This is a genomic window from Streptomyces sp. JNUCC 63 (assembly GCF_054366325.1).
The window spans coordinates 795,780-817,019 of sequence record NZ_CM135963.1 but is presented as its reverse complement, the minus strand read 5'-3'; the positions used below and the strand labels follow the sequence as shown (position 1 = coordinate 817,019).

Below are 21,240 nucleotides of genomic sequence, written 5' to 3'. Positions count from 1 at the left end.
TCTTGTCATGGCCTGTTCGGAGCGGTTACTTTCGCCCCTCCTGACGCATGGCGAGAGGGCTTCGGACATGGCCGTACGCGGCCGGCACCGCCGGTATCAGCCGAACAGGATCAACCGCGCCTCGCTCACCGTCACGGCGGGCGGCGCCGGGATGGTCATTCCGCTCGTCGGCGCATCGGCCGCGCACGCCGCCGACGCCTCCACCTGGAACAAGGTCGCCACCTGCGAGTCCAGCGGCAACTGGAGCATCAACACCGGCAACGGCTACTACGGCGGACTGCAGTTCACCCGCTCCACCTGGGAGGAGTACGGCGGGACGCGGTACGCGCCCCGCGCGGATCTGGCCACCCGCGACCAGCAGATCGCCGTCGCGGAGAAGGTCCTCGCCGGGCAGGGCCCCGGCGCCTGGCCGGTGTGCTCGGTACGGGCCGGGCTGACCCGCGGCGGCGGCACCCCCGAGGTTCACCCCGAGGCCCACTCCGTCGACGTACGGCCGCAGACCACCCCCCAGTCGCGGGCCGGCACCGCCGAGATGTACACGGTGGTCCGCGGCGACACCCTCTCCGGAATCGCCGAGAAACGTCATGTCCCGGGCGGTTGGAGGCAGTTGTACGCCGCCAACCGCACGACCGTCGGCGGCGACCCGAACCTGATCCTGCCGGGCCAGCGGCTCTCGCTGCGTGCGGCCTCCGCACCGCAGCAGAAGCCGCAGCAGAAGCCGCACCACAAGACCTCCACCACCACCCGCCCCGCCGAGGAGGCCAAGCCCGCCACCGGTACGAGGGCCACCCGGCACCACTCCGCCTCGCACACCCTCGTCGCCCCTGTCGGCGGCCCCGTCGGCACGGCCTACCACGCGACCGGCGCCCACTGGTCGAAGGGCTACCACACCGGCGTCGACTTCGAGGTTCCCACCGGCACCTCCGTGAAGGCGGTCGCGGCCGGCCGGGTCGTCAGCGCCGGCTGGGGCGGCGCCTACGGCTACCAGGTGGTGATCCGGCACGCCGACGGCCGCTACTCCCAGTACGGACACCTGTCGGCGATCTCCGTGCGGACCGGGCAGGCCGTCGCCGCCGGGCGCGGCATCGGCCGCTCGGGGGCCACGGGCAACGTCACGGGCCCGCATCTGCACTTCGAGGTGCGGACGGGGCCCGCATTCGGTACGGACATCGACCCGGTCGCCTATCTCAGGACCGGCGGGGTCACGATCTGACGCGGGAGCAGTGCCGGTCGAGGACGGGCACCGGGACGCAGGGGCTCGCGTAGTACAAGCCGTCGTGGAACCGGCCGACGACGAGCGGCGGTTCGTCCGGCACAACCCCGGACCGCTCGGCCACCTCGGCCATCCCGGCCATCCCGGCCACCTCGGCCATCCCGACCGTCTCGGCCATCCCGACCGTCTCGGCCATCCCGGACGGCGGCAGTTCCTCCGCGGGCGCCGGCCCCGACAGCATCACCGGCGCCGTACGCCCGATCCGCTCGGTCGTCAGCAGGATCAGCCCGCCCGCCGCCACCACGCCGCAGCCGAGGGCGAGCACGGTGCCCGTGGTGCCGTAGCGGAAGGTCTCACCGAACATCGTGAGGCCGACCGCGGCCGCCACCACCGGATTCACCACCGTCAGCGTGGCCAGCGGCGCCGCCAGGCCACCGCCCCGGTACGACGCCTGCGACAGCAGCATCCCGGCCGTGGCCAGGACGCCGATCGCGGCCAGGGACGGCAGCTCCGACGCCGGGACGCCGCCCGTCCAGTCGGCCGCGACCGTCTTGGTGAACACCGAGGAGATGCCGAAGGCCACGCCGGAGCCGGTGGCGAGCAGCACGCTGCGCACCGCCGGATGCCGGTGCGCCGCCCGGCCCGCGACCGTCAGCGTCACGACCACGCCACCGGTCACCACCGCCAGGACCCCGCGCTGCGCGGCGCTAAGCGACTGCGCGTCGGACGCGCCCACCAGGGACAGCAGGCCGGCCAGCCCCACCGTCGCCATGATCGCGCCCCGCCATGCGATGGAGCCCGCCCGGCGGCCGATGAACAACGCGGCCATGGGCAGCGCGAACACGATGGTCAGGGCGCCCAGCGGCTGGACCAGACTGAGCGGGCCGTGCGCCAGGGCCACCACGTGCAGCAGCCCGCCGAGGCCGTTCAGCGCCACCGCCGCCCACCATGCCGGCCGGCGCAGCGGCGCGTACCGCTCGCCGGGGCAGGACACCGCGACCCGCTCCTGCACGATCGCGCCGCCGGCGTAGGCGACGGCGGACACGAGCGACAGCAGCACGGACAACGCGAGGGCGCTCATGAGCCGCTCCTCTGCGCGAGGCGGGGGCGGTGAACCCGGTGTGGCGAACGGTCGACTTCCATGGTCCAACACCCTGCCGTGCCGGGCGTTTCCCGTCGTCGTCCCTGAGCAGTCAATGGGTCCTACTGCCGATGGAGTACGCCCCGCCCGCAGTCCTCCCCTGGGTGGGCGACACGGGACGGAGACCCCCAGGAGACCCTCGAAGACCCGCCGGGGGAACCCCTTAGGGGCCCTGGTACTACTGCTCCCGTGGACCTCGCCCCCGACCTCGCCGCCCTGCGCTCCCTCGGCGGCTTCTTCGCGCTGCGCACGGGCGCCCCGCCGCACGGCCGACTGCCCACCCTCGCCCAGGCCTACGCGGAACCCGCCACCGACCCGCACGACACCCACCCCCTGGACGTACGGGTCCGCACAGTCGCCCACGGCATCCGCGCCCCCGAACCCCGAGTCGCCGCCTCGATCGCCCACCAGGCGCTCGCCGCCCGGCTCTGGTCGGCCGTGCTCGGCTGCGCCGCGCTGTACGGTCAGGTCCCCGACCTGGACCCGCGCCTCCTCCACTGGGACCCCGCCGCAGGCGCCCCGGACGACCTCTGGCTCACCGAGGTACGCGCACGCCCCGGGGACGCGGACACGGTCGCGGACCTCGTCCTGCACGGCCACCTCGAACCGCTGGCGGCAGCCCTGCGCGCCCGCCACCGCCTCGCGCCCGGCCTCCTGCGGGGCAACGCGGCCTCCGCGCTGGCGAGCGCCGGGCGCCTGCTGGAGCAGTGGGCGGGCGACAACAGCCGTACCGAGGCCGCCGACCGGGCCCGCGAGCTGACCGCGCACCTCCTCGCGCACCCGCTCCTCTACCGCGCCGGCACCCTCACCGGAACCGCCTTCCGGCGGCGCAGCTGCTGCCTCTACTACCGGGTCCCCGGCGGCGGAGTCTGCGGCGACTGCTGCTTCTCACGGCCTCCGCGCTCTTCCCCACGGGCCGCATCCGAGTGACCATGGAGGCGACCGGCCGCTGAGACCAGGGGGTTGCGGGTGCGAGTGGGACTGCTGACCCGGGAGTACCCGCCGGACGTGTACGGCGGTGCGGGCGTCCACGTCGAGTTCCTCGCGCGGGAGCTGAGACCGCTGGTCGACCTGGAGGTGCACTGCTGGGGCGAGGTCTCCTCGGCGGATAAAGCGGCCGGCGTCGTACGCCACCGGCCCTGGTCCGCGCTCGACGGCGCCAACGACGCGCTGCGCACCTTCTCCGTGGACCTCGCCATGACCGCCGCCCTTCAGGGCTGCGAGCTGCTCCACTCCCACACCTGGTACGCCAACCTCGCCGGCCACCTCGGCAAGCTGCTCCACGGCGTGCCGCACGTGATGACCGCGCACTCCCTGGAGCCGCTGCGCCCCTGGAAGGCCGAACAGCTCGGCGGCGGCTACGCGCTGTCCGGCTGGGCCGAGCGCACCGCGATCGAGGCCGCCGACGCGGTGGTCGCCGTCTCCGGCGCGATGCGTGAGGACATCCTCGGCTGCTACCCGGCGCTGGACCCGGCCCGGGTCCACGTCATCCACAACGGCATCGACACCACCCTCTACCGGCCGGACCACGGCACCGAGGCCCTCGACCGGATCGGCCTCGACCCGGACCGCCCGTACGTGCTGTTCGTCGGCCGCATCACCCGCCAGAAGGGCGTGCCCCATCTGCTGCGCGCGGTGCGGGACATCGACCCGGCGGCGCAGGTCGTGCTGTGCGCGGGGGCGCCCGACACGCCCGAGATCGACCGGGAGTTCCGGGAGCTGTACCAGGAGCTGAGCCGGAGCCGCGGAGGCGTGCACTGGATTCCGCAGATGCTGCCGCGCTCGGACGTGATCCAGCTCCTCACCCATGCCGCCGTGTTCGCCTGCCCCTCGGTGTACGAGCCGCTGGGCATCGTCAACCTGGAGGCGATGGCGTGCGGCACGCCCGTCGTGGCCTCCAGGGTCGGCGGGATTCCCGAGGTGGTCGAGGACGGCCGGACCGGGGTGCTCGTGCCCGTGGACGACGACTTCGAGACAGGGCTCGCCCGCGCACTCGACGCGGTGCTCGCCGACGCCGACGCCGCCCGCCGGATGGGCGAGGCCGGACGGCGGCGCGCGGTGGAGGAGTTCGGCTGGGACGCGGTCGCCCGGCGCACGGTGCGGCTGTACGAGGACGTTCTCAAACAGGCTTAGCCCCCCTGCTCAGGGGCAGTAGTGGTGTCAACCGGGTGAGGGGAGCGGCGATGCGTCGTGGTGGACCTTCGGTCCTCGGAATCGTCCTCGCGGGCGGCGAGGGCAAGCGGCTGATGCCCCTGACGGCGGACCGGGCCAAACCCGCGGTCACCTTCGGCGGCACCTACCGGCTCGTCGACTTCGTCCTGTCCAACCTGGTCAACGGCGACATCCTGCGCGTCTGTGTGCTGACCCAGTACAAGTCGCACTCGCTGGACCGGCACATCACCACCACCTGGCGGATGTCCAGCCTGCTCGGCAACTACGTCACCCCGGTCCCCGCACAGCAGCGGCTCGGCCCCCGCTGGTACCTGGGCAGCGCCGACGCCATCCTGCAGTCGCTGAACCTCGTCCACGACGAACAGCCCGAGTACGTCGCGGTCTTCGGCGCCGACCACGTCTACCGCATGGACCCGCGGCAGATGCTCCAGCAGCACATCGAGGGCGGCGCGGGCGTGACGGTCGCCGGCATCCGGGTGCCGCGCGCGGAGTCGTCGTCGTTCGGGGTGATCAGCCCGGGCTCGGACGGGCGGACCGTGGACCGCTTCCTGGAGAAGCCCGCCAACCCGCCGGGCCTGCCAGACGACCCGGAGTGCGTGTTCGCCTCCATGGGCAACTACGTCTTCAGCACCAAGGTGCTGATCGAGGCGCTGCAGCGGGACGCCGAGGACGCCCGGTCGGTGCACGACATGGGCGGCTCGATCCTGCCCCAGCTCACCGACCGCGGCGAGGCGCAGCTGTACGATTTCAGCGCCAACCACGTGCCCGGCGAGACCAGCCGCGACCAGGGCTACTGGCGGGACGTCGGCACGCTCGACGCGTACTACGACGCCCACATGGACCTGATCGCCGAGCGCCCCGCCTTCAACCTCTACAACCGCGACTGGCCGATCTACACCCACTCGGGCCAGCTCTCACCGGCCCGGTTCAGCGCGAGCGGTATCGCGAGCGAGTCGATCATCAGCGCGGGCTGCCTGATCCGCGGGCAGGTCACCCGCTCCGTGCTCTCCCCGGGCGTCCGGGTCGATCCGGGCGCGGTGGTCCAGGGCTCGGTGCTGCACGACAACGTGCGCATCGGCCGGGGCGCCATCGTGCGCGGGACGGTGCTGGACAAGAACGTCGACGTGCCGCCCGGGGCGACGATCGGCGTCAACCCCGAGCGGGACGCGGAGCTCTACACCGTCTCCAAGGGCGGGGTGATCGCCCTGGGCAAGGGCCAGCGGGTGCCGTAGCCCGGCGGGCGCCCTCGACGGTGGTGCTCAGCCGGACAGCGGCGGGAAGTGGTTCAAGGTGATCGCGCTGGCGCGGCGCACCTCGTCGGACGGGCTGAACTGCACGTACTCGGTGCCCGGCGCGGTGTGCACGGGGACGTGCCCGGGCGGGGCGTAGAACGCCTCTCCGGCCTGGTACACCTCGTCGCGGTCGGGGTAGCGCAGGCGCAGTTCGCCCTTGAAGACGTAACCCCAGTGCGGGCACTGGCACCGGCCGTCCGGAAGATCCTTGAGCAGGGGTGTGAGGTCGACGTCCTCGCGGAAGCTGCGGAAGTCCACGGTGTAGGGGGCGAGCTCCTCGGACAGCTCGACGACCGGGCCGTAGTCCCCGCCCTGGGTGGCGGTGTGCCGGGAGACCTTGGGCATCGGATTCACTTCCCTTCCGCGGGAGGAGGCGTCGCCGCGGTTCTCGCACGACGCGGAAGTGACGCCCCCATGGTGCGCGTCACGCGGCCTTCCGGTCCACTTGGATCTCGGTCCGGGCCGTCCCGCCGAACTCCCGTTTTTGTCATGTCCCTGGACGGACAGTGGAATCCGTGCTGTCATGCCGACTGCTGTCCTGACAACGTTGTTCCGCACCGGACCGAACACTCCCGCACCCGGGCAGCCGACAAGAGCCGCCAGTTTCCTTCCCCACGAGGAGGATCGTGCGCACCCGCCTCAGAAACCGATTAGCGTTACTGTTCGCCGCGGCGCTCGGCCTCGCCGCGCTCACCGCGGCCCCCACCGCGACTGCCACCCCCGACGAGGACCCGGTGGAGATCCACGGCCTGAAGGGCGACTACTACACCCACTCCGCCCCCGGCACCTTCGACTTCCACGAGCTCAAGGCCACCGGATTCGACCCGAACCTGGACTTCGGCAACCTCGAACCCCGCCTGGCGTTCGCCACCGGACGGTCGGACGACGTCAGCGTCCGCTGGACCGGCCGGATCGTCCCGGAGAAGACCGGCGCCCACACCTTCTCCATCATCGGCGACAACGGCTTCCGCCTCTGGATCGACGGACGGCTCACCATCGACCACTGGGTCGACGACTGGGACCGCGAACAGACCTCCGCCCCCGTGGAGCTGACCGCCGGCAAGGCCTACGACTTCAAGGTCGAGTACTTCGAGCACTACGGCGGCTCCAACCTCCATGTCCGCTGGACCGAACCCGGCGGCACCAAGGAACCCGTCCCGCAGTCCGCCTTCCGCCTGCCCGAGGGCTTCACCTACGATGGCGCCACCGCGGCCACCGTCCTCGGCGACGGCCGCACCCTGAAACTCGACTTCGCGCAGGAACTCGCCGCCCCGCCCGCCGGTCTCACCGGCCACCTCCAGGCCGTGATCGGCGGCGCCACCTGGCCGCTGGGCGCCGCACGGCAGGACCCGGCCGACCCGCGCGCCCTGCTGGTGACCCTGAAGGAGCCGGTCGTCGGCAACAAGTCCGGCACCGCCCGCGGCACCGCCGACGTCCGCTACGACGGCGAGGGCGGCCTCGCACGAGCCGACGGCCACGAGGTCGGCGCCTTCTGGAGCAGCGGCCCGAACCGCTCCACCCACGAGCTGCGCACCCCGTGGGCCGACCGGGTGGGCCCGGACAACGCCCTGCCCGAGTACCCGCGCCCGCAGCTGACCCGCGCCGACTGGCAGAACCTCAACGGCCGTTGGCAGTTCGCCCCCGCTCGGGCCGGTGAGCAGCCGCCGGTGGGCAGGACCCTGCCCGAGCGGATCCTCGTCCCGTACCCCGTGGAGTCCCAGCTCTCCGGCCTCGAACGGCACGAGGACCGGATGTGGTACCGCCGCACCTTCACCGTCCCGGCCGGCTGGCACATCGGGCACGGCCGGCGGCTGCGACTGAACTTCGGCGCCGTGGACTGGCAGGCCGTCGTCCACGTCAACGGCACCAAGGTCGCCGAACACCGGGGCGGCTACGACAAGTTCAGCGCCGACATCACCGACGCCCTCAAGCCGGGCCGCACCCAGGAGCTGATCGTCGGCGTGTACGACCCGACCGATGCGGCCGTCGGCGAGAACCCGCCGCTGGGCAAGCAGCGCCTGGACCCGAGCGGCATCTGGTACACGCCCAGCTCGGGCATCTGGCAGACCGTCTGGATGGAGCCGGTCGCACGCGACCACGTCGACTCCCTCAAGCTCACCCCGGACGTCGCGCGCGGCCGCCTCACCGTGGAGGCCAGGGGCGTCCGCGCCGGCGTGCCGATCACGGCGACGGCGTACGACGGCAAGCGCGCGGTGGCCACCGCGAGCGGACGCACCGGCGGCCCGCTCACCCTCACCCTCCGCAACCCGCGCCTGTGGTCGCCCGACGACCCGTTCCTGTACGGCCTGAAGGTGAGCGTGGGCGCCGACCGCGTCGGCAGCTACTTCGGGATGCGCTCGATCGCCGTGGAAAAGGTCGATGGCGTCCCCCGTACGGTCCTCAACGGCGAACCCGTCTTCATGATGGCCACCCTCGACCAGGGTTTCTGGCCCGACGGCCTGCACACCGCGCCCACCGACGCGGCGCTGGCGTACGACCTGAGGGTGCACAAGCAGCTCGGCTTCAACGCCGTCCGCAAGCACATCAAGGTCGAGCCCGACCGCTGGTTCCACTGGGCCGACCGGCTGGGCCTGATGGTGTGGCAGGACATGCCGGCCATGACCGCGGGCGTGAATCCGTCCGCCGCCGCCCGGGCGGAGTACGAGCGCGAGATGAAGGAGATGATCGACGAGCACTTCAGCAGCCCGTCGGTCGTCATGTGGGTCACCCTGAACGAGGGCTGGGGCCAGTACGACGAGGCCCGCATCGCCGAGCAGGCCAAGGGATGGGATCCGACCCGGCTGGTCAACGGCATGTCGGGGCTCAACCTGGGAGCCGACGGCGGCGCCGGCGACATCATGGACGAGCACGGCTATCCGAGCCCCGCGCTGCCGCCCCACCCGGACGGCGAACGGGCCCTGGTCAGCGGCGAGTACGGCGGGCTCGGCCTCGCAGTGCCGGGGCACGCCTGGTCGGTGCAGCAGAGCTACGTCGACGTCGACCCGGCGACGTACACCGACGACTACCTCGCCAAGCTGGACGAGGTGCGTGCGCTCGCCTGCCGGGGGAGCAACGGCGCGGTCTACACCCAGATCAGCGACGTCGAGGGCGAGCTCAACGGGCTGGTGACCTACGACCGCGAGGCGCTCAAGCCGGACGCGGCGCGTCTGAAGGCCGCTCAGGAGGCGCTGATCCGCGACGCGTCGCGCGCGACACCCGCGGGTTGCCCGGCCGGCTGACCCCCAGCCCCGATCATGCAGGCAATGACGTCTTTCTGGGAGGTCTTCCTGCATGAGATGGACCCGGCGCCTGCGCCTGTGCGTGGCGGGGGCGGCGGCAGCGTCCGCGCTGACCGCCGCTCCCGCCACCGCACGGGCCGCCGAAGCACGTGACGGCCGGCTCACCGATCTGGTGAACCCGTTCATCGGCACCGCGAACGAAGGCAACACCTTTCCCGGCGCGGCCGTGCCCTTCGGCATGGTGCAGCTCTCGCCGGACACCGGTCACAGCACCGGCTACGACTACGCCCAGAACCGCGTCCGCGGCTTCTCCCTGGTCCATCTCTCCGGCGTCGGCTGCCGCATCGGCGGCGACCTGCCGGCGCTGCCGACCACCGGTGACGTCACGCAGACGGACTACGCGAAGTACGCGGCCTCCTTCCGCCACGAGGACGAGCAGGCGAGCCCCGGCTACTACAAGGTCGGCCTCGAGAACGGCATCCAGGCCGAACTGACGGCGACCGCCCGCACCGGCGTGCAGCGGTACACCTTCCCGGCCACCGACAAGGCCAACGTCCTGCTGAACGCAGGTCAGGCACTGCACCGGACGGTGTCGAGCACGGTGGAGATCCTGGACAACCGCACGGTACGGACCGCGATCACCGGCCGCGGCTTCTGCAAGGACACCGTGCCGTACACGGTCTACACGACCACCCGCTTCGACCGGCCCTTCACGGCGTACGGCACCTGGGACGGCGCCACCGTCACCGCGGGTTCCAGGGCGGGGCGCGGGGGAGCGTACCTCCGCTTCGACACCACCCACGACCGCACCGTCGAGGCGACGACCGCGCTGTCGTACGTGGACGCGGCCGGTGCGGCGGTCAACCTGCGCGCCGAGGGCGGCCGTTCCTTCGACGCCGTGCGCGATGCCGCCCGGCGTACCTGGGAGGACCGGCTGGAGGACGTGCGGGCGTACGGCGGGGACGCCGGCCTGCGCCGCACCTTCTACTCGGCGCTGTACCGCTCCTTCCTCGCGCCCGACGTCGGCAGTGACGCCGACGGCCGCTACACCGGCTGGGACCAGCGCGTCCACCGGGCCGAGGGCTTCACCTACTACCAGAACTGGTCGCTGTGGGACACCTACCGCACCCAGGCCCAGCTCCTCGCCCTGCTGGCGCCGGGCGAGTCGCGGGACATGGCGATCTCCGTGATCAGGGTCGCGGAGGAGAGCGGCTGGCTGCCCAAGTGGGGCTACGGCACCGTCGAGACGAACGTCATGACGGGCGACCCCGCCACCCCGTACCTGACCAACGCCTTCCAGCAGGGCCTGCTCAAGGGCTACGAGGAGCGGGCGTACCGCGCCCTGAAACGGAACGCCGACGGGGTGCCGCCCGCCGGCTCCCCGGCCGTGGGCCGCGACGCCGGTCCGGACTACCTGGCCCGCGGCTTCGTCCCGTACATCGAGGGGCACCGGCCGCCGAAGTCCGGCCACTCCGACTACGCCTTCGGGGCCTCGGCGACGCTGGAGTACGCCCTGTCGGACGCGATGCTCGCCCAGATGGCCCGTGCGCTCGGCCACCGTGAGGACGCCGGGCGGTACGCCGCCCGCTCGCGCAGCTACCGCAACCTCTTCGATCCCTCGACCGGCTTCTTCCGTGCCCGCGACGCCTCCGGCGCCTTCACCGGGCCGTGGAGTCCGGCGCAGAGCGTGGGCTTCCACGAGGGCACGTCCTGGCACTACCAGTGGCTGGTGCCGCAGGACCTGCCCGGCCTGGTCGGCCTCATCGGCGGCAGACGGGCCGCCAACGAGCGGCTGGACGAGTTCTTCGCCCACCCCGACCTGCTGAAGGACCCGGAGCGCACCGCCCGTGAGGTGTGGGTGAACGGGCCGTACGCCTACTACGGCAGCGACAAGTACAACCCGCTCAACGAGCCGGACCTCGCCGCCCCGTACACCTACCTGTCGACGGGGCAGCCGTGGAAGACGGCCGACGTGGTGCGCGCCGCGCTGACCCTGTTCACCGACGAGCCGGCCGGGCTGACCGGGAACGACGACCTGGGCACCATGTCCGCCTGGAACGTGCTGTCCTCCATCGGCCTGTTCCCGGTCCAGCCGGGCTATCCCACCTGGGGTCTGTCCACGCCGGTCTTCGAACGCGTCGACCTCCGGCTGGACCGGCGCCACCACCCGCGTGGCGGCCTCACCATCACGGCGCCGGGCACCTCGCGGGCGAACCGCTACATCCAGACGGTCGTTGCCGGCGGGGTGACGCACGACCGGACGTATCTGACCACCGGCGCGCTGCGGTCCCTGGGCACCCTGCGCTACACCGTGGGCCCGCGTCCCTCGGAGTGGGGGACGTCGGCGCAGGCCGCGCTGCCCGTGCTGCGGTGACGGCGACACGCACCAAAGGCCCCATGTGTCCCGCTGCTTTCTCCGGCGGTGGGACTTAATCTGCTGTTAACTGTGAGTAGCTTGATCGTACTTGACCGTAATCGGCCGAGAGCGGTTGACTGCAGACTCACCCACCGTCGACGCGAGGCAAGCCATTGACTCCCGACCTGCTCGCTCCCCTCGACCTGGCGTTCTGGAACATCGAGTCCGCCGACCACCCGATGCACCTCGGCGCGCTCGGAATCTTCTCGGCCCACTCGCCCACCGCCGGAGCGCACGCGGCCGACCTGCTCGCCGCCCGCGCGGCCGGCGTGCCCGGCCTGCGCATGCGCATCCGGGACGTGTGGCGGCCGCTCGACCTGCGCCGGCCGCTCGCCCACGGCCTGCGCCAGCCGTTCAACTTCGGCGGCGCCGCCCGCGAGTCCGACCCCGGGTTCGACCCGCTCAACCACGTCCGGCTGCACGCCCCGGCCCGCAGCTTCCACGCCGAGGCCGGCCGGCTCATGCAGCGCCCGCTGGAACGCGACCGCCCGCCGTGGGAGGCGCACGTGATTCCGGGCGAGGACGGGGTCTCCTTCGCCGTGCTGTTCAAGTTCCACCACGCCCTCGCCGACGGGCTGCGCGCCCTGACCCTCGCCGCGGCCGTGCTCGACCCGATGGACATGCCCGCCCCGCGGCCCCGCCCGGCCGAGCCCCGGCGAGGACTGCTGCCCGATGTGCGCAGGCTGCCCGGCGCGCTGCGCGGCGCCCTGTCCGACCTGGGCCGGGCCCTGGACATCGGCGCCTCCGTCGCCCGCTCGTCCCTCGTCACCCGCCCCACGCCGGCGCTCACCGCCGAGCCCACCGGAACGCGCCGTACCGCCGGTGTGGTCGTCGACATCGACGACGTGCACCTGGTGCGCAAGGCCGTCGGCGGCACCGTCAACGACGTACTGATCGCGGTCGTCGCCGGTGCCCTGCGGCGCTGGCTCGACGAGCGCGGCGACTCCAGCAAGGGCGTCGCGCCCCGCGCCCTGATCCCGGTCTCCAGGCGCCGGCCGCGCACCGCCCACCCGCAGGGCAACCGGCTCTCCGGCTATCTGATGGAACTCCCCGTCGGCGTCCCGGACCCGCTGCGCCGCCTCGACGCCGTCCGCAGCGCCATGGACCGCAACAAGGACGCCGGCCCCAACCGGGGCGCGGGCGCCGTCGCGCTGCTCGCCGACCATGTGCCGGCCCTCGGCCACCGGCTCGGCGGACCGCTGGTCGGCCAGGCCGCCCGGCTCTGGTTCGACATCCTGGTCACCAGCGTGCCGCTGCCCGGCGTCGGCCTGAAACTCGGCGGCCACCCGCTCACCGCGGTCTACCCCTTCGCACCGCTGGCCCGCGGCCAGTCCCTGGCGATCGCGATCTCGACCTACCGCGGCCAGGTCCACTACGGGTTCGTCGCCGACGCCAAGGCCGTCCCGGACCTCGGCCGGCTCGCCCACGCCGTGACCGAGGAGGTGGAGACCCTGATCACGGTCTGCGGGCCCTGAGAGCCCGTCGTCACACTCCCGTCCGCCCGGCGACGCCCGGCACGCACTCCCCAAGCTCTTCGAGCAGAGGACCCCCAGCCGTGTTGCCGAACCGCCCACGCGGCTCCTCCCCCAAGCTCTCGGCTTCGCTCGAGCAGGGGGACCCCCATGACGCCGCCGGGCCCGCCCTTCGGGCGGACGACGGGGGTGCGACGACAGGCTCTCCGCACCGCTGTTTGGCCTCGCGGCCCGGCGCTGCCGTAAAATCCCCCGTTCGAAAGCGGGCGCGAGTCGGAGCGCCGCACGGGTGATCAGGAACGGCAGCGCGATGACGGTGACAGACGACGGCTCGATGACCATGGACGAGGTGGCGTACGGACCCGGCATCGACCCCGAGCGCCTCGCCGTGTGCCTGAGCGTGCTGGAGGAGCTCGACCGGATCGAGGTCGACCACCCGGACGCGGTCCGGGTGCGCCGGGCCACCTCGCAGATCTACCGCGTGGTCAAGCAGCGCCGCCGTCAGGAGCGCCGGGCCGCCAAGACCGCGCACGACAGGGCGGTCACCGAGGCCACGGCCACCGGTTCCGCGCAGCGGATCGACGACGAGACCGAGGGCATCCTGCCCTCGTCCACGACCGAGGCGGGGCAGATCGCGGGCATACTCCAGCGCCCGCGCTCCTGCTACACCTGCAAGAGCCGCTACGTCGAGGTCGACTACTTCTACCACCAGCTCTGCCCGGCGTGCGCCGCCGAGAACCGCGCCCGCAGGGACGCCCGCGCCGACCTGACGGGCAAGCGCGCCCTGCTCACCGGCGGCCGTGCCAAGATCGGCATGTACATCGCGCTCCGGCTGCTGCGCGACGGCGCGCACACCACGGTCACGACCCGTTTCCCGAACGACGCCATACGCCGCTTCAAGGCCCAGCCCGACAGCGACGAGTGGATCCACCGGCTGAAGATCGTCGGCATCGACCTGCGCGACCCCGCCCAGGCGGTCGCCCTCGCCGACTCGGTCGCGGCCGAGGGCCCGCTGGACATCCTGATCAACAACGCCGCCCAGACCGTACGGCGCTCCCCGCAGGCCTACAGCGAGCTGGTCGCCGCCGAGTCGGCCCCGCTGCCGGCCGGTGAGCTGCCCGCGGCCGAGGTGATCGGCACCTTCGGCTCCGGCGCGGTCGCCGCGCTGCCGGCGGCGGGCTCCGGCGCGCTCACCGCCCAGGACGTCACCGACCTGGCCCTGGTATCCGGCTCGGCGTCCCTGGAGCGGATCGCGGCCGGCACGGCCATCGACGCGGGCGGCCTGGTGCCCGACCTGCACGACACCAACAGCTGGATCCAGACGGTGGAGGAGGTCACGCCGGTCGAACTGCTGGAGGTCCAGCTGTGCAACTCGACGGCGCCCTTCATCCTGATCAGCCGCCTGCGCCCGGCGATGGCGGCCTCGGCGGCCCGCCGCACCTACATCGTGAACGTCTCCGCCATGGAGGGCGTCTTCAGCCGCGGCTACAAGGGCGCCGGTCACCCGCACACCAACATGGCCAAGGCCGCCCTGAACATGCTCACGCGCACCAGCGCCCAGGAGATGTTCGAAAAGGACCGCATCCTGATGACGGCCGTCGACACCGGCTGGATCACCGACGAGCGCCCGCACCCCGACAAGGTCCGCCTCGCCGAGGCCGGCTTCCACGCCCCGCTCGACCTGGTCGACGGCGCCGCCCGCGTCTACGACCCGATCGTGCGCGGCGAGGCGGGCGAGGACCTGTACGGCGTCTTCCTCAAGGACTACGCACCCGGCAAGTGGTGAGCGAGGACCTCCGGCGACGACGGCGGTCCGCCCCGTGGCCCAGCCCCGCGGTCCGCGGGGCGACGGTCACCGGCGCACGGTCTGCGCGGGGTGCGCGTGCCGGTCGGGCCGCAGCCGGCACCTCTCGTACCAGACATCCCTGACGTTGCGCCAGCCCACCTCGTCCAGCCGGGAGTTGCGTGCCGCGACCAGTTCCAGGACCGTGCGCCAGTCCTCCAGGACGCCGGCGCCCAGGGCGTTGGTGCGGGCCTCCTCGGCCGCTTGGCGCAGGGACAGGGCGTCTTCGTCGAGCAGGTGGCCGGGGCCCGTCGTATGCTCTCGTACGAGGCGGGAGACGCGCTCGCCGAGCAGGTCGCGGACCGCTTCGGCGACGAGGTCGGCCGAGCTCTTCCGGGTGCCCGCCCCCAGCAGGTGGCCGATGCCCTGGACCAGGCCCGCCACCTGGAGCTCCTTGTCGGCCGGGTGGCGCCGGCGCAGCAGGGCGGCGGTGCGCAGCGCGTGGTCGTGCGCGTCGACACCGCCGCCGTAGCCGCCTGGCGCGGTGACAGCGCCCCGGCAGGCGTACAGCAGGTCCATCAGCCCCTCGACGCTGCGCAGCTCCATGCGTCGGTCCTCCCGCGAGACGGCCGTCGTGGTGGGTCGGTGGTCATGGCGGGCTCGCAACTCGGCCGACGGGGCCCGAACTGTCCCGTAGCCGCGTCCACGTAGTCCGCAGGGATGAATCCCGTGGCGTCCATGATGTGACAAACCGGCTTGTAAACGGTCGAATCAACACGCGCGACTTTGGATAGTTACCTGCTCTTTGCAGCCCTATCGAGCGGGAGGCCGCTCATTTGGTTAATCTGGAGTAGACGGGCAGCACCAAGGGGCTCCATCCACACCCATGGTCCGTCCCGGGGCGAGCCGGTGCACAACGGCCTGCCCGGACCTCAGTTGCCGGCGCCACCGCGTCCGAGATGCCTACGACCAGACCCGAACGGGCGTCAGGTGCCGCTGTGCGAAGCGGCCGGGACGCCCCGAGGGTGACCGACACATAAGGAGTGCGCGGTGACACCGGAGAAGACGAATCGCGATCAGCGACCCGAGGAACGCACGGAGCGCGCGGGCCGGAGGCCCGGAGACCTCTGCAGCCTCGACGTGTGGGCCCGGTCCGCCCCGATCCGCCTGGCGGGCTACGAGGACGACCTTGCCGAGCCGCACATCCTGCCCAGCGTGGACTGACCCGGCAGGAACCGTCGCGATCGCCGACCGCATGGGCGTGCGAGACTCACGCCCATGCTGATCAGAGAAGCCGCAGCCGACGACTGGCCGCGGATCTGGCCGTTCTGGCACCGGATCGTCTCCGCCGCCGAGACCTACACCTGGGCCCCGGACACCTCCGAGGAGGACGCCCGGGCTCTGTGGATGAACCCGGCCAAACGCGTGTACGTCGCCGAGGACGACACCGGGGCGGTCGTCGGCTCCGCCTACGTCACGCCCAACTACGGCGGCCCCGCCGCCCGCATCGCCAACGCGGGCTTCATGGTCGACCCCGACCGGGCCGGCCAGGGCATCGGCCGCGCCCTCGCCGAGTACATCCTCGCCGCCGCCGAGGCCGCCGGCTACCGGGGCATGGTCTTCAACGCCGTCGTGGAGACCAACCCGGCCGTCGAGCTGTGGGCCTCTCTCGGCTTCCGGATCCTCGGCACGGTGCCGGAGGCGTACGAACACCCCCGGCACGGCCTGGTCGGGCTGCACATCATGTACAAGGCGCTCTAGCCGTACTGCCTTGTGAGGTCGGCCGTCCTCCGCCACGGGTGCAGCGCCTCGATCTGCTCCGCCAGGTCCAGCAGGTCCGACTCCGAGCCCGGACGGCCCACCAGCTGTACGGCGCAGGGGGCGCCGGAGGGCAGCGTGCCGAACGGCACCGCCATCGCGGGCCAGCCGGTCAGGTTCCACGGCGGCGTCATCGGCGAGTAGCCGGTGTTGGCCAGCACATTGCGCAGCCAGCCCCGCTCGTGCCAGGGCCCGGCCTGCGGGGAGCGGCGGGCCAGCGCCGGGGTGAGCAGCACGTCGTACTCGGCGAAGAACGGCTCCAGCCGTCGGCGCAGCCGCTCCCGCTGCGTACTCGTGCGCACCCCGTTCAGGAACCGCTGCCCGACGGCGGCGTGCACCCGGGTGCGCCGGGCCAGCCGCCGCGGGTCCAGCCCCGCCGCGTCCACGGCCGTACCCGCCGACCAGTGCCGCAGGGCCGTGACGCCCAGCGACACCGGATACGGCGGATCCGCGCGGCGGACCCGGTGACCGGCTCCGGCCAGCAGCCGCGCCGCGTCCCTGGTGGCGGTGGCGTACGGCTTGCTCACGGCGACCCCGGCGAGCGGGCTGCGCACGGACACGGCGATCGTGCGCGCGGCCGTCTCCCGCCCGCCTGCGACGTCGGTGCCCGCCAGGACGGAGAGCATCAGCCGGACGTCCTCGACGGTCGTGGCGAGCGGGCCGTTCTCGGACATGCCGAACCAGTCGCCGTCGCCGATGCCCGCGGGCACCACCCCGTGGCCCGGCTTGATGGTGACCAGGCCGCAGTTGGCGGCCGGGATGCGCAGCGAGCCCATGCCGTCGTTGCCCAGGGCGATCGGGACCAGGCCGGCCGCGACCGCCGCCGCGCTGCCACCCGATGAGCCGCCCGCCGTCCGGGTGGTGTCCCACGGGTTGCGGGCGGTGCCGTGCACGCCCTCCGTGGTGCCGAAGACACACAGCTCCGGCACGTTCGTCAGACCGACGACCACCGCGCCCGCCGCCCGCAGCCGGGCCACCGTGACATGGTCCTGCCCGGCGGGCGTGTCCGGGGTCGCGGCCGAACCCACGCGGCAGGACTCGCCGCGCACCGCCAGGTTGTCCTTCACGGCCACCGGCACGCCCGCGAGCGGCAGCTCGGCCAGGTCACCCCGGGCCGCCACCTCGTCGGCCTCGGCGAGCGCGGCCCCGGCGCGGACGGTACGGAAGGCACCGACATGGCCGTCGAGCCGCTCGATCCTGGCGAGGTGCTCGGCCACCACCTCACCGGGCGTGGCCCGCTTCTCGCGTACGGCGGCGGCGATCTCGGCGGCACTGCGGCCCACCCAGCTGGTCACGGGCGCTCCTCGGAAGGGGACGGGCAGGGGCGTACTGGCGAGTACGCACAGAGAACTCTGCCCGCCCGGGCGCCCCGCGTCGAGAGGCCCTCGCGGCTCCGGCGGGGACGGCGTTCTTCGCGGGCGGCCTGACGCCCGCGCCGGGTGAGCTGGGCGAACGGTGCGGTTCACCACCGCATCACTCCGTAGCGCACTTGCTACGCTCAGCACATGGTCGGGGGCGACAGCCAAGTCCCCAACAATCCGAGCGAGTCCCGCACTTGCTCCGGCGGCCGGAAGGGTCGTTGCTGGACAGGCACGACCTGTCGAACTCCTCGGAGCGATCCGGAGGAGAGTCTCCCGGATTCATCCGGGAGAGAGCTTCAAGGAGCACCCCCATGCATGAGGACCGCAGTCTGGTCGAGGCCCGCCTTCGGCGGGTGCTCGACGAGCGCATCCGCCCTGCTGTTCATCCCGACTCCGTTCCGCTGGACGTCGCGGTGTGGCATGCGCCCGGGGAGCCCGTCCCGGTCGCCGAGGGGCTGGCCGCCGAGCCCGAGCCGATCGAGGTGGGCGCCCGGTGGGGTGCTCCGTGGGGCACCAGCTGGTTCCGGGTGACCGGGACCGTGCCCGAGGACTGGGCGGGGCGAACCGTCGAGGCCCTGCTCGACCTCGGCTTCGACGAGAACATGCCCGGTTTCCAGTGCGAGGGCCTGGTCTACCGGCCCGACGGCACCCCGGTGAAGGGCCTGAACCCGCGCAACCAGTGGGTCCGCATCGGCGCCCCCGTCGCGGGCGGCGAGGAGGTGCGCCTGCACATCGAGGCGGCCTCCAACCCGGTGATCTTCGGCAGCACGCTGCTCGGCGACAAGGAGACCGCGGGCGGTGAGCCGCAGTACACGCTCGCCCGCATGGACCTCGCCGTGTTCGACGAGACCGTGTGGCAGCTGGTGATGGACCTCGAGGTGCTGGGCGAGCTGATGGCCGAGCTGCCGGTGGACTCGCAGCGCCGCTGGGAGATCCTGCGCGCGGTGGAGCGGGCGCTCGACGCGGTCGACCCGCAGGACGTGAACAGCACGGCCGAGCGCGCCCGCGAGCGTCTCACCGACGCGCTCGCCGCGCCCGCCGCCGCCTCCGCGCACCGGATCAGCGCGGTCGGGCACGCGCACATCGACTCGGCGTGGCTGTGGCCGCTGCGTGAGACCGTGCGCAAGGTGGCCCGTACGGCGTCCAACATGACCGCCCTCCTCGAGGACGAGCCGGAGTTCGTCTTCGCCATGTCCCAGGCCCAGCAGTGGGCGTGGATCAAGGAACAGCGGCCCGAGGTGTGGGCCCGGGTGAAGAAGGCGGTGGCCGACGGGCGGTTCGTGCCGGCCGGCGGCATGTGGGTGGAGTCGGACACCAACATGCCCGGCTCGGAGGCGATGGCCCGGCAGTTCGTGCACGGCAAGCGGTTCTTCCTCGACGAGTTCGGCATCGAGAACGACGAGGCCTGGCTGCCCGACACCTTCGGCTTCGCCGCCGGACTCCCGCAGATCATCGGGGCGGCGGGCTCCAGGAGGCTGCTGACGCAGAAGATCTCCTGGTCACGGACCAACAAGTTCCCGCACCACACCTTCCTGTGGGAGGGCATCGACGGCACCCGGATCTTCACCCACTTCCCGCCCGTCGACACCTACAACTGCTCCATGCACGGCAGTGAGATCGCCCACGCGGCCCGCAACTTCAGGGACAAGGGTGTCGCCCGGCACTCCCTCGCCCCCACCGGCTGGGGCGACGGAGGCGGCGGCACCACCCGCGAGATGGTCGCCAAGGCCGCCCGGCTGCGCGACCTGGAGGGCTCGGCACGTGTGATGTGGGAGACCCCGCGGGCCTTCTTCGACAAGGCCGAGGCCGAATACCCCGAACCGCCCGTGTGGGTCGGCGAGTTGTACCTGGAGCTGCACCGCGCCACCCTCACCAGCCAGGCTGGGACCAAGCAGGGCAACCGGCGCAGCGAACACCTGCTGCGGGAGGCGGAGCTGTGGGCGGCCACGGCGGCCGTACGGACCGGACTCCCTTACCCGTACGAGGAGTTGGACCGGATCTGGAAGACGGTGCTGCTCCACCAGTTCCACGACATCCTGCCGGGTTCCTCCATCGCCTGGGTGCACCGGGAGGCACGGGCGACGTACGAGCGGATCGCCGCGGAGCTCAGCCGGATCATCGAGGCCGCCCAGCGCGCGCTGGCGGGCGAAGGCGGAACACCGCTCCTCTTCAACGCGGCCCCGCACACCCGCGCGGGGGTCCCGGCGGGTGGCGCCGCCACCCCGGCCGGCCAGGGGGACCGCACGGAGCTGACAGCCCGCGAGGGCGGCGGACACGTCCTGGACAACGGCCTGCTGCGGGTCGAGATCGACGCCCGGGGCCTGGTCGTCTCGGTGTACGACATCGACGCCGACCGCGAGACCGTCGCTCCGGGCCGGGCCGCGGGCCTCCTCCAACTCCACTCCGACCTCCCGAACATGTGGGACGCCTGGGACGTGGACGAGTTCTACCGCAACACCGTCACCGACCTCACCGACGCCGAGTCGGTCACGGCCGGCGAGGACGGCGCCTCGGTGCGGATCGTACGGTCCTTCGGGACGTCCCGTGCCGTCCAGGTGCTGTCGCTGCCGACGGGGGAGCGGCGGCTGGTGCTGGACACGGAGGTGGAGTGGTTCGAGACGGAGAAGTTCCTCAAGCTGGCCTTCCCGTTGGACGTGCACGCCGAACGGTACGCGTCCGAGACCCAGTTCGGGCACTTCTACCGGCCCACCCACGCCAACACCTCATGGGACGCGGCCAGGTTCGAGGCCTGCAACCATCGTTTCGTGCACCTGGAGGAACCCGGGTGGGGTGTGGCGATCGTCAACGACTCGACGTACGGCCACGACGTGACCCGTACGGTCCGCACCGGCGGCGACCGGGGGACCACCACCACGGTCCGGATGTCCCTGCTGCGCGCCCCGCGCTTCCCGGACCCCGAGACCGACGAGGGCGTCCACCGCTTCCGGCACGCCCTGGTGCCGGGCGCGGACATCGGGGACGCGGTCCGTGAGGGCTGGCGGATCAACCTGCCCGAGCGACGGCTGACCGGCGCCGGCGAGGTGGCCCCGCTGGTGACGGTGGACGAGGACGCGGTGGTCGTGACGGCGGTGAAGCTGGCCGACGACGGCAGCGGTGACGTGGTGGTCCGCCTCCACGAGGCCCACGGGGGCCGGACCCGGGCGACGCTGACGGCCGGGTTCGAGGTCGCGGACGTCACGGTGACGGACCTCCTGGAGCGGCCCCTGCCCGACGCGGAGGCACCGGAGCGGGACGGCGACCGGATCGCCCTGCGGCTGCGGCCGTTCGAGCTGATGACGCTGCGGCTGCGGCGCGCGTGACGCCGCTGCGCGC

General features: G+C 72.7%; 15 protein-coding genes. 11 read left to right on the top strand and 4 right to left on the bottom strand.

What is annotated here, in order from left to right; translation table 11 throughout:
* Nucleotides 1-67: 67 nt before the first annotated feature.
* Nucleotides 68-1,213, top strand: coding sequence for a transglycosylase family protein (locus tag ACX25U_RS03765; RefSeq protein WP_454389037.1), 1,146 nt, complete (start codon nucleotides 68-70; stop codon nucleotides 1,211-1,213).
* Here ACX25U_RS03765 and ACX25U_RS03760 read toward each other — a convergent pair.
* Complete coding sequence (locus tag ACX25U_RS03760) at nucleotides 1,203-2,294, bottom strand: DMT family transporter (protein ID WP_454389036.1); 1,092 nt, start codon at nucleotides 2,292-2,294, stop codon at nucleotides 1,203-1,205. The genes ACX25U_RS03765 and ACX25U_RS03760 overlap by 11 nt on opposite strands.
* 249 nt (nucleotides 2,295-2,543) lie before the next feature.
* Here ACX25U_RS03760 and ACX25U_RS03755 point away from each other — a divergent pair, with 249 nt between their 5' ends.
* The 3 genes from ACX25U_RS03755 to glgC are packed head-to-tail and all read left to right on the top strand — an operon-like array spanning nucleotide 2,544 to nucleotide 5,758.
* On the top strand, nucleotides 2,544-3,284 hold the full coding sequence (locus tag ACX25U_RS03755) for a (2Fe-2S)-binding protein (protein WP_454389034.1): 741 nt from the start codon (nucleotides 2,544-2,546) through the stop codon (nucleotides 3,282-3,284).
* Between the two features lie 39 nt (nucleotides 3,285-3,323).
* Nucleotides 3,324-4,487 (top strand): glycogen synthase, encoded by a 1,164-nt coding sequence (glgA, locus tag ACX25U_RS03750; RefSeq protein ID WP_454389033.1) that lies wholly within the window; start codon nucleotides 3,324-3,326, stop codon nucleotides 4,485-4,487.
* A gap of 50 nt (nucleotides 4,488-4,537) precedes the next feature.
* The gene (glgC, locus tag ACX25U_RS03745) at nucleotides 4,538-5,758 is read left to right on the top strand and encodes a glucose-1-phosphate adenylyltransferase (RefSeq protein ID WP_454389031.1); all 1,221 of its coding nucleotides are present in this window, start codon (nucleotides 4,538-4,540) and stop codon (nucleotides 5,756-5,758) included.
* A gap of 27 nt (nucleotides 5,759-5,785) precedes the next feature.
* On the opposite strand, the gene ACX25U_RS03740 is transcribed toward glgC, so the two are convergent.
* Nucleotides 5,786-6,163, bottom strand: a complete 378-nt coding sequence (locus ACX25U_RS03740) for a hypothetical protein (protein WP_454389029.1) — start codon at nucleotides 6,161-6,163, stop codon at nucleotides 5,786-5,788.
* Nucleotides 6,164-6,444: 281 nt separating this feature from the next.
* On the opposite strand from ACX25U_RS03740, the gene ACX25U_RS03735 reads away from it, so the two are divergent.
* The 4 genes from ACX25U_RS03735 to ACX25U_RS03720 all read left to right on the top strand — a co-directional run bounded on the left by ACX25U_RS03735 (nucleotide 6,445) and on the right by ACX25U_RS03720 (nucleotide 14,731).
* Entirely contained in the window at nucleotides 6,445-9,057 is a 2,613-nt protein-coding gene (locus ACX25U_RS03735; protein WP_454389027.1) for a PA14 domain-containing protein, read from the top strand.
* 52 nt (nucleotides 9,058-9,109) lie between these two features.
* Nucleotides 9,110-11,431, top strand: coding sequence for a GH92 family glycosyl hydrolase (locus ACX25U_RS03730; protein ID WP_454389025.1), 2,322 nt, complete (start codon nucleotides 9,110-9,112; stop codon nucleotides 11,429-11,431).
* A gap of 155 nt (nucleotides 11,432-11,586) precedes the next feature.
* Nucleotides 11,587-12,948, top strand: coding sequence for a wax ester/triacylglycerol synthase family O-acyltransferase (locus tag ACX25U_RS03725; protein ID WP_454389023.1), 1,362 nt, complete (start codon nucleotides 11,587-11,589; stop codon nucleotides 12,946-12,948).
* 307 nt (nucleotides 12,949-13,255) lie between these two features.
* Complete coding sequence (locus ACX25U_RS03720; RefSeq protein WP_454389021.1) at nucleotides 13,256-14,731, top strand: SDR family NAD(P)-dependent oxidoreductase; 1,476 nt, start codon at nucleotides 13,256-13,258, stop codon at nucleotides 14,729-14,731.
* Between the two features lie 66 nt (nucleotides 14,732-14,797).
* Here ACX25U_RS03720 and ACX25U_RS03715 read toward each other — a convergent pair whose 3' ends face one another.
* On the bottom strand, nucleotides 14,798-15,334 hold the full coding sequence (locus tag ACX25U_RS03715) for a hypothetical protein (protein WP_454389019.1): 537 nt from the start codon (nucleotides 15,332-15,334) through the stop codon (nucleotides 14,798-14,800).
* A 444-nt stretch (nucleotides 15,335-15,778) separates the two neighbouring features.
* On the opposite strand from ACX25U_RS03715, the gene ACX25U_RS03710 reads away from it, so the two are divergent.
* Nucleotides 15,779-15,952, top strand: a complete 174-nt coding sequence (locus ACX25U_RS03710; protein ID WP_454389017.1) for a hypothetical protein — start codon at nucleotides 15,779-15,781, stop codon at nucleotides 15,950-15,952.
* A gap of 54 nt (nucleotides 15,953-16,006) precedes the next feature.
* Nucleotides 16,007-16,489, top strand: coding sequence for an N-acetyltransferase family protein (locus ACX25U_RS03705; protein WP_454389015.1), 483 nt, complete (start codon nucleotides 16,007-16,009; stop codon nucleotides 16,487-16,489).
* Here ACX25U_RS03705 and ACX25U_RS03700 read toward each other — a convergent pair.
* Nucleotides 16,486-17,841: an amidase gene (locus ACX25U_RS03700; RefSeq protein ID WP_454389013.1), complete on the bottom strand. Its 1,356-nt coding sequence runs from the start codon at nucleotides 17,839-17,841 to the stop codon at nucleotides 16,486-16,488. The two genes, ACX25U_RS03705 and ACX25U_RS03700, sit on opposite strands and share 4 nt — an antisense overlap.
* 377 nt (nucleotides 17,842-18,218) lie before the next feature.
* Between ACX25U_RS03700 and ACX25U_RS03695 the strand changes: the two genes are divergently transcribed.
* Complete coding sequence (locus tag ACX25U_RS03695; protein WP_454389011.1) at nucleotides 18,219-21,227, top strand: alpha-mannosidase; 3,009 nt, start codon at nucleotides 18,219-18,221, stop codon at nucleotides 21,225-21,227.
* Nucleotides 21,228-21,240 lie beyond the last annotated feature (13 nt).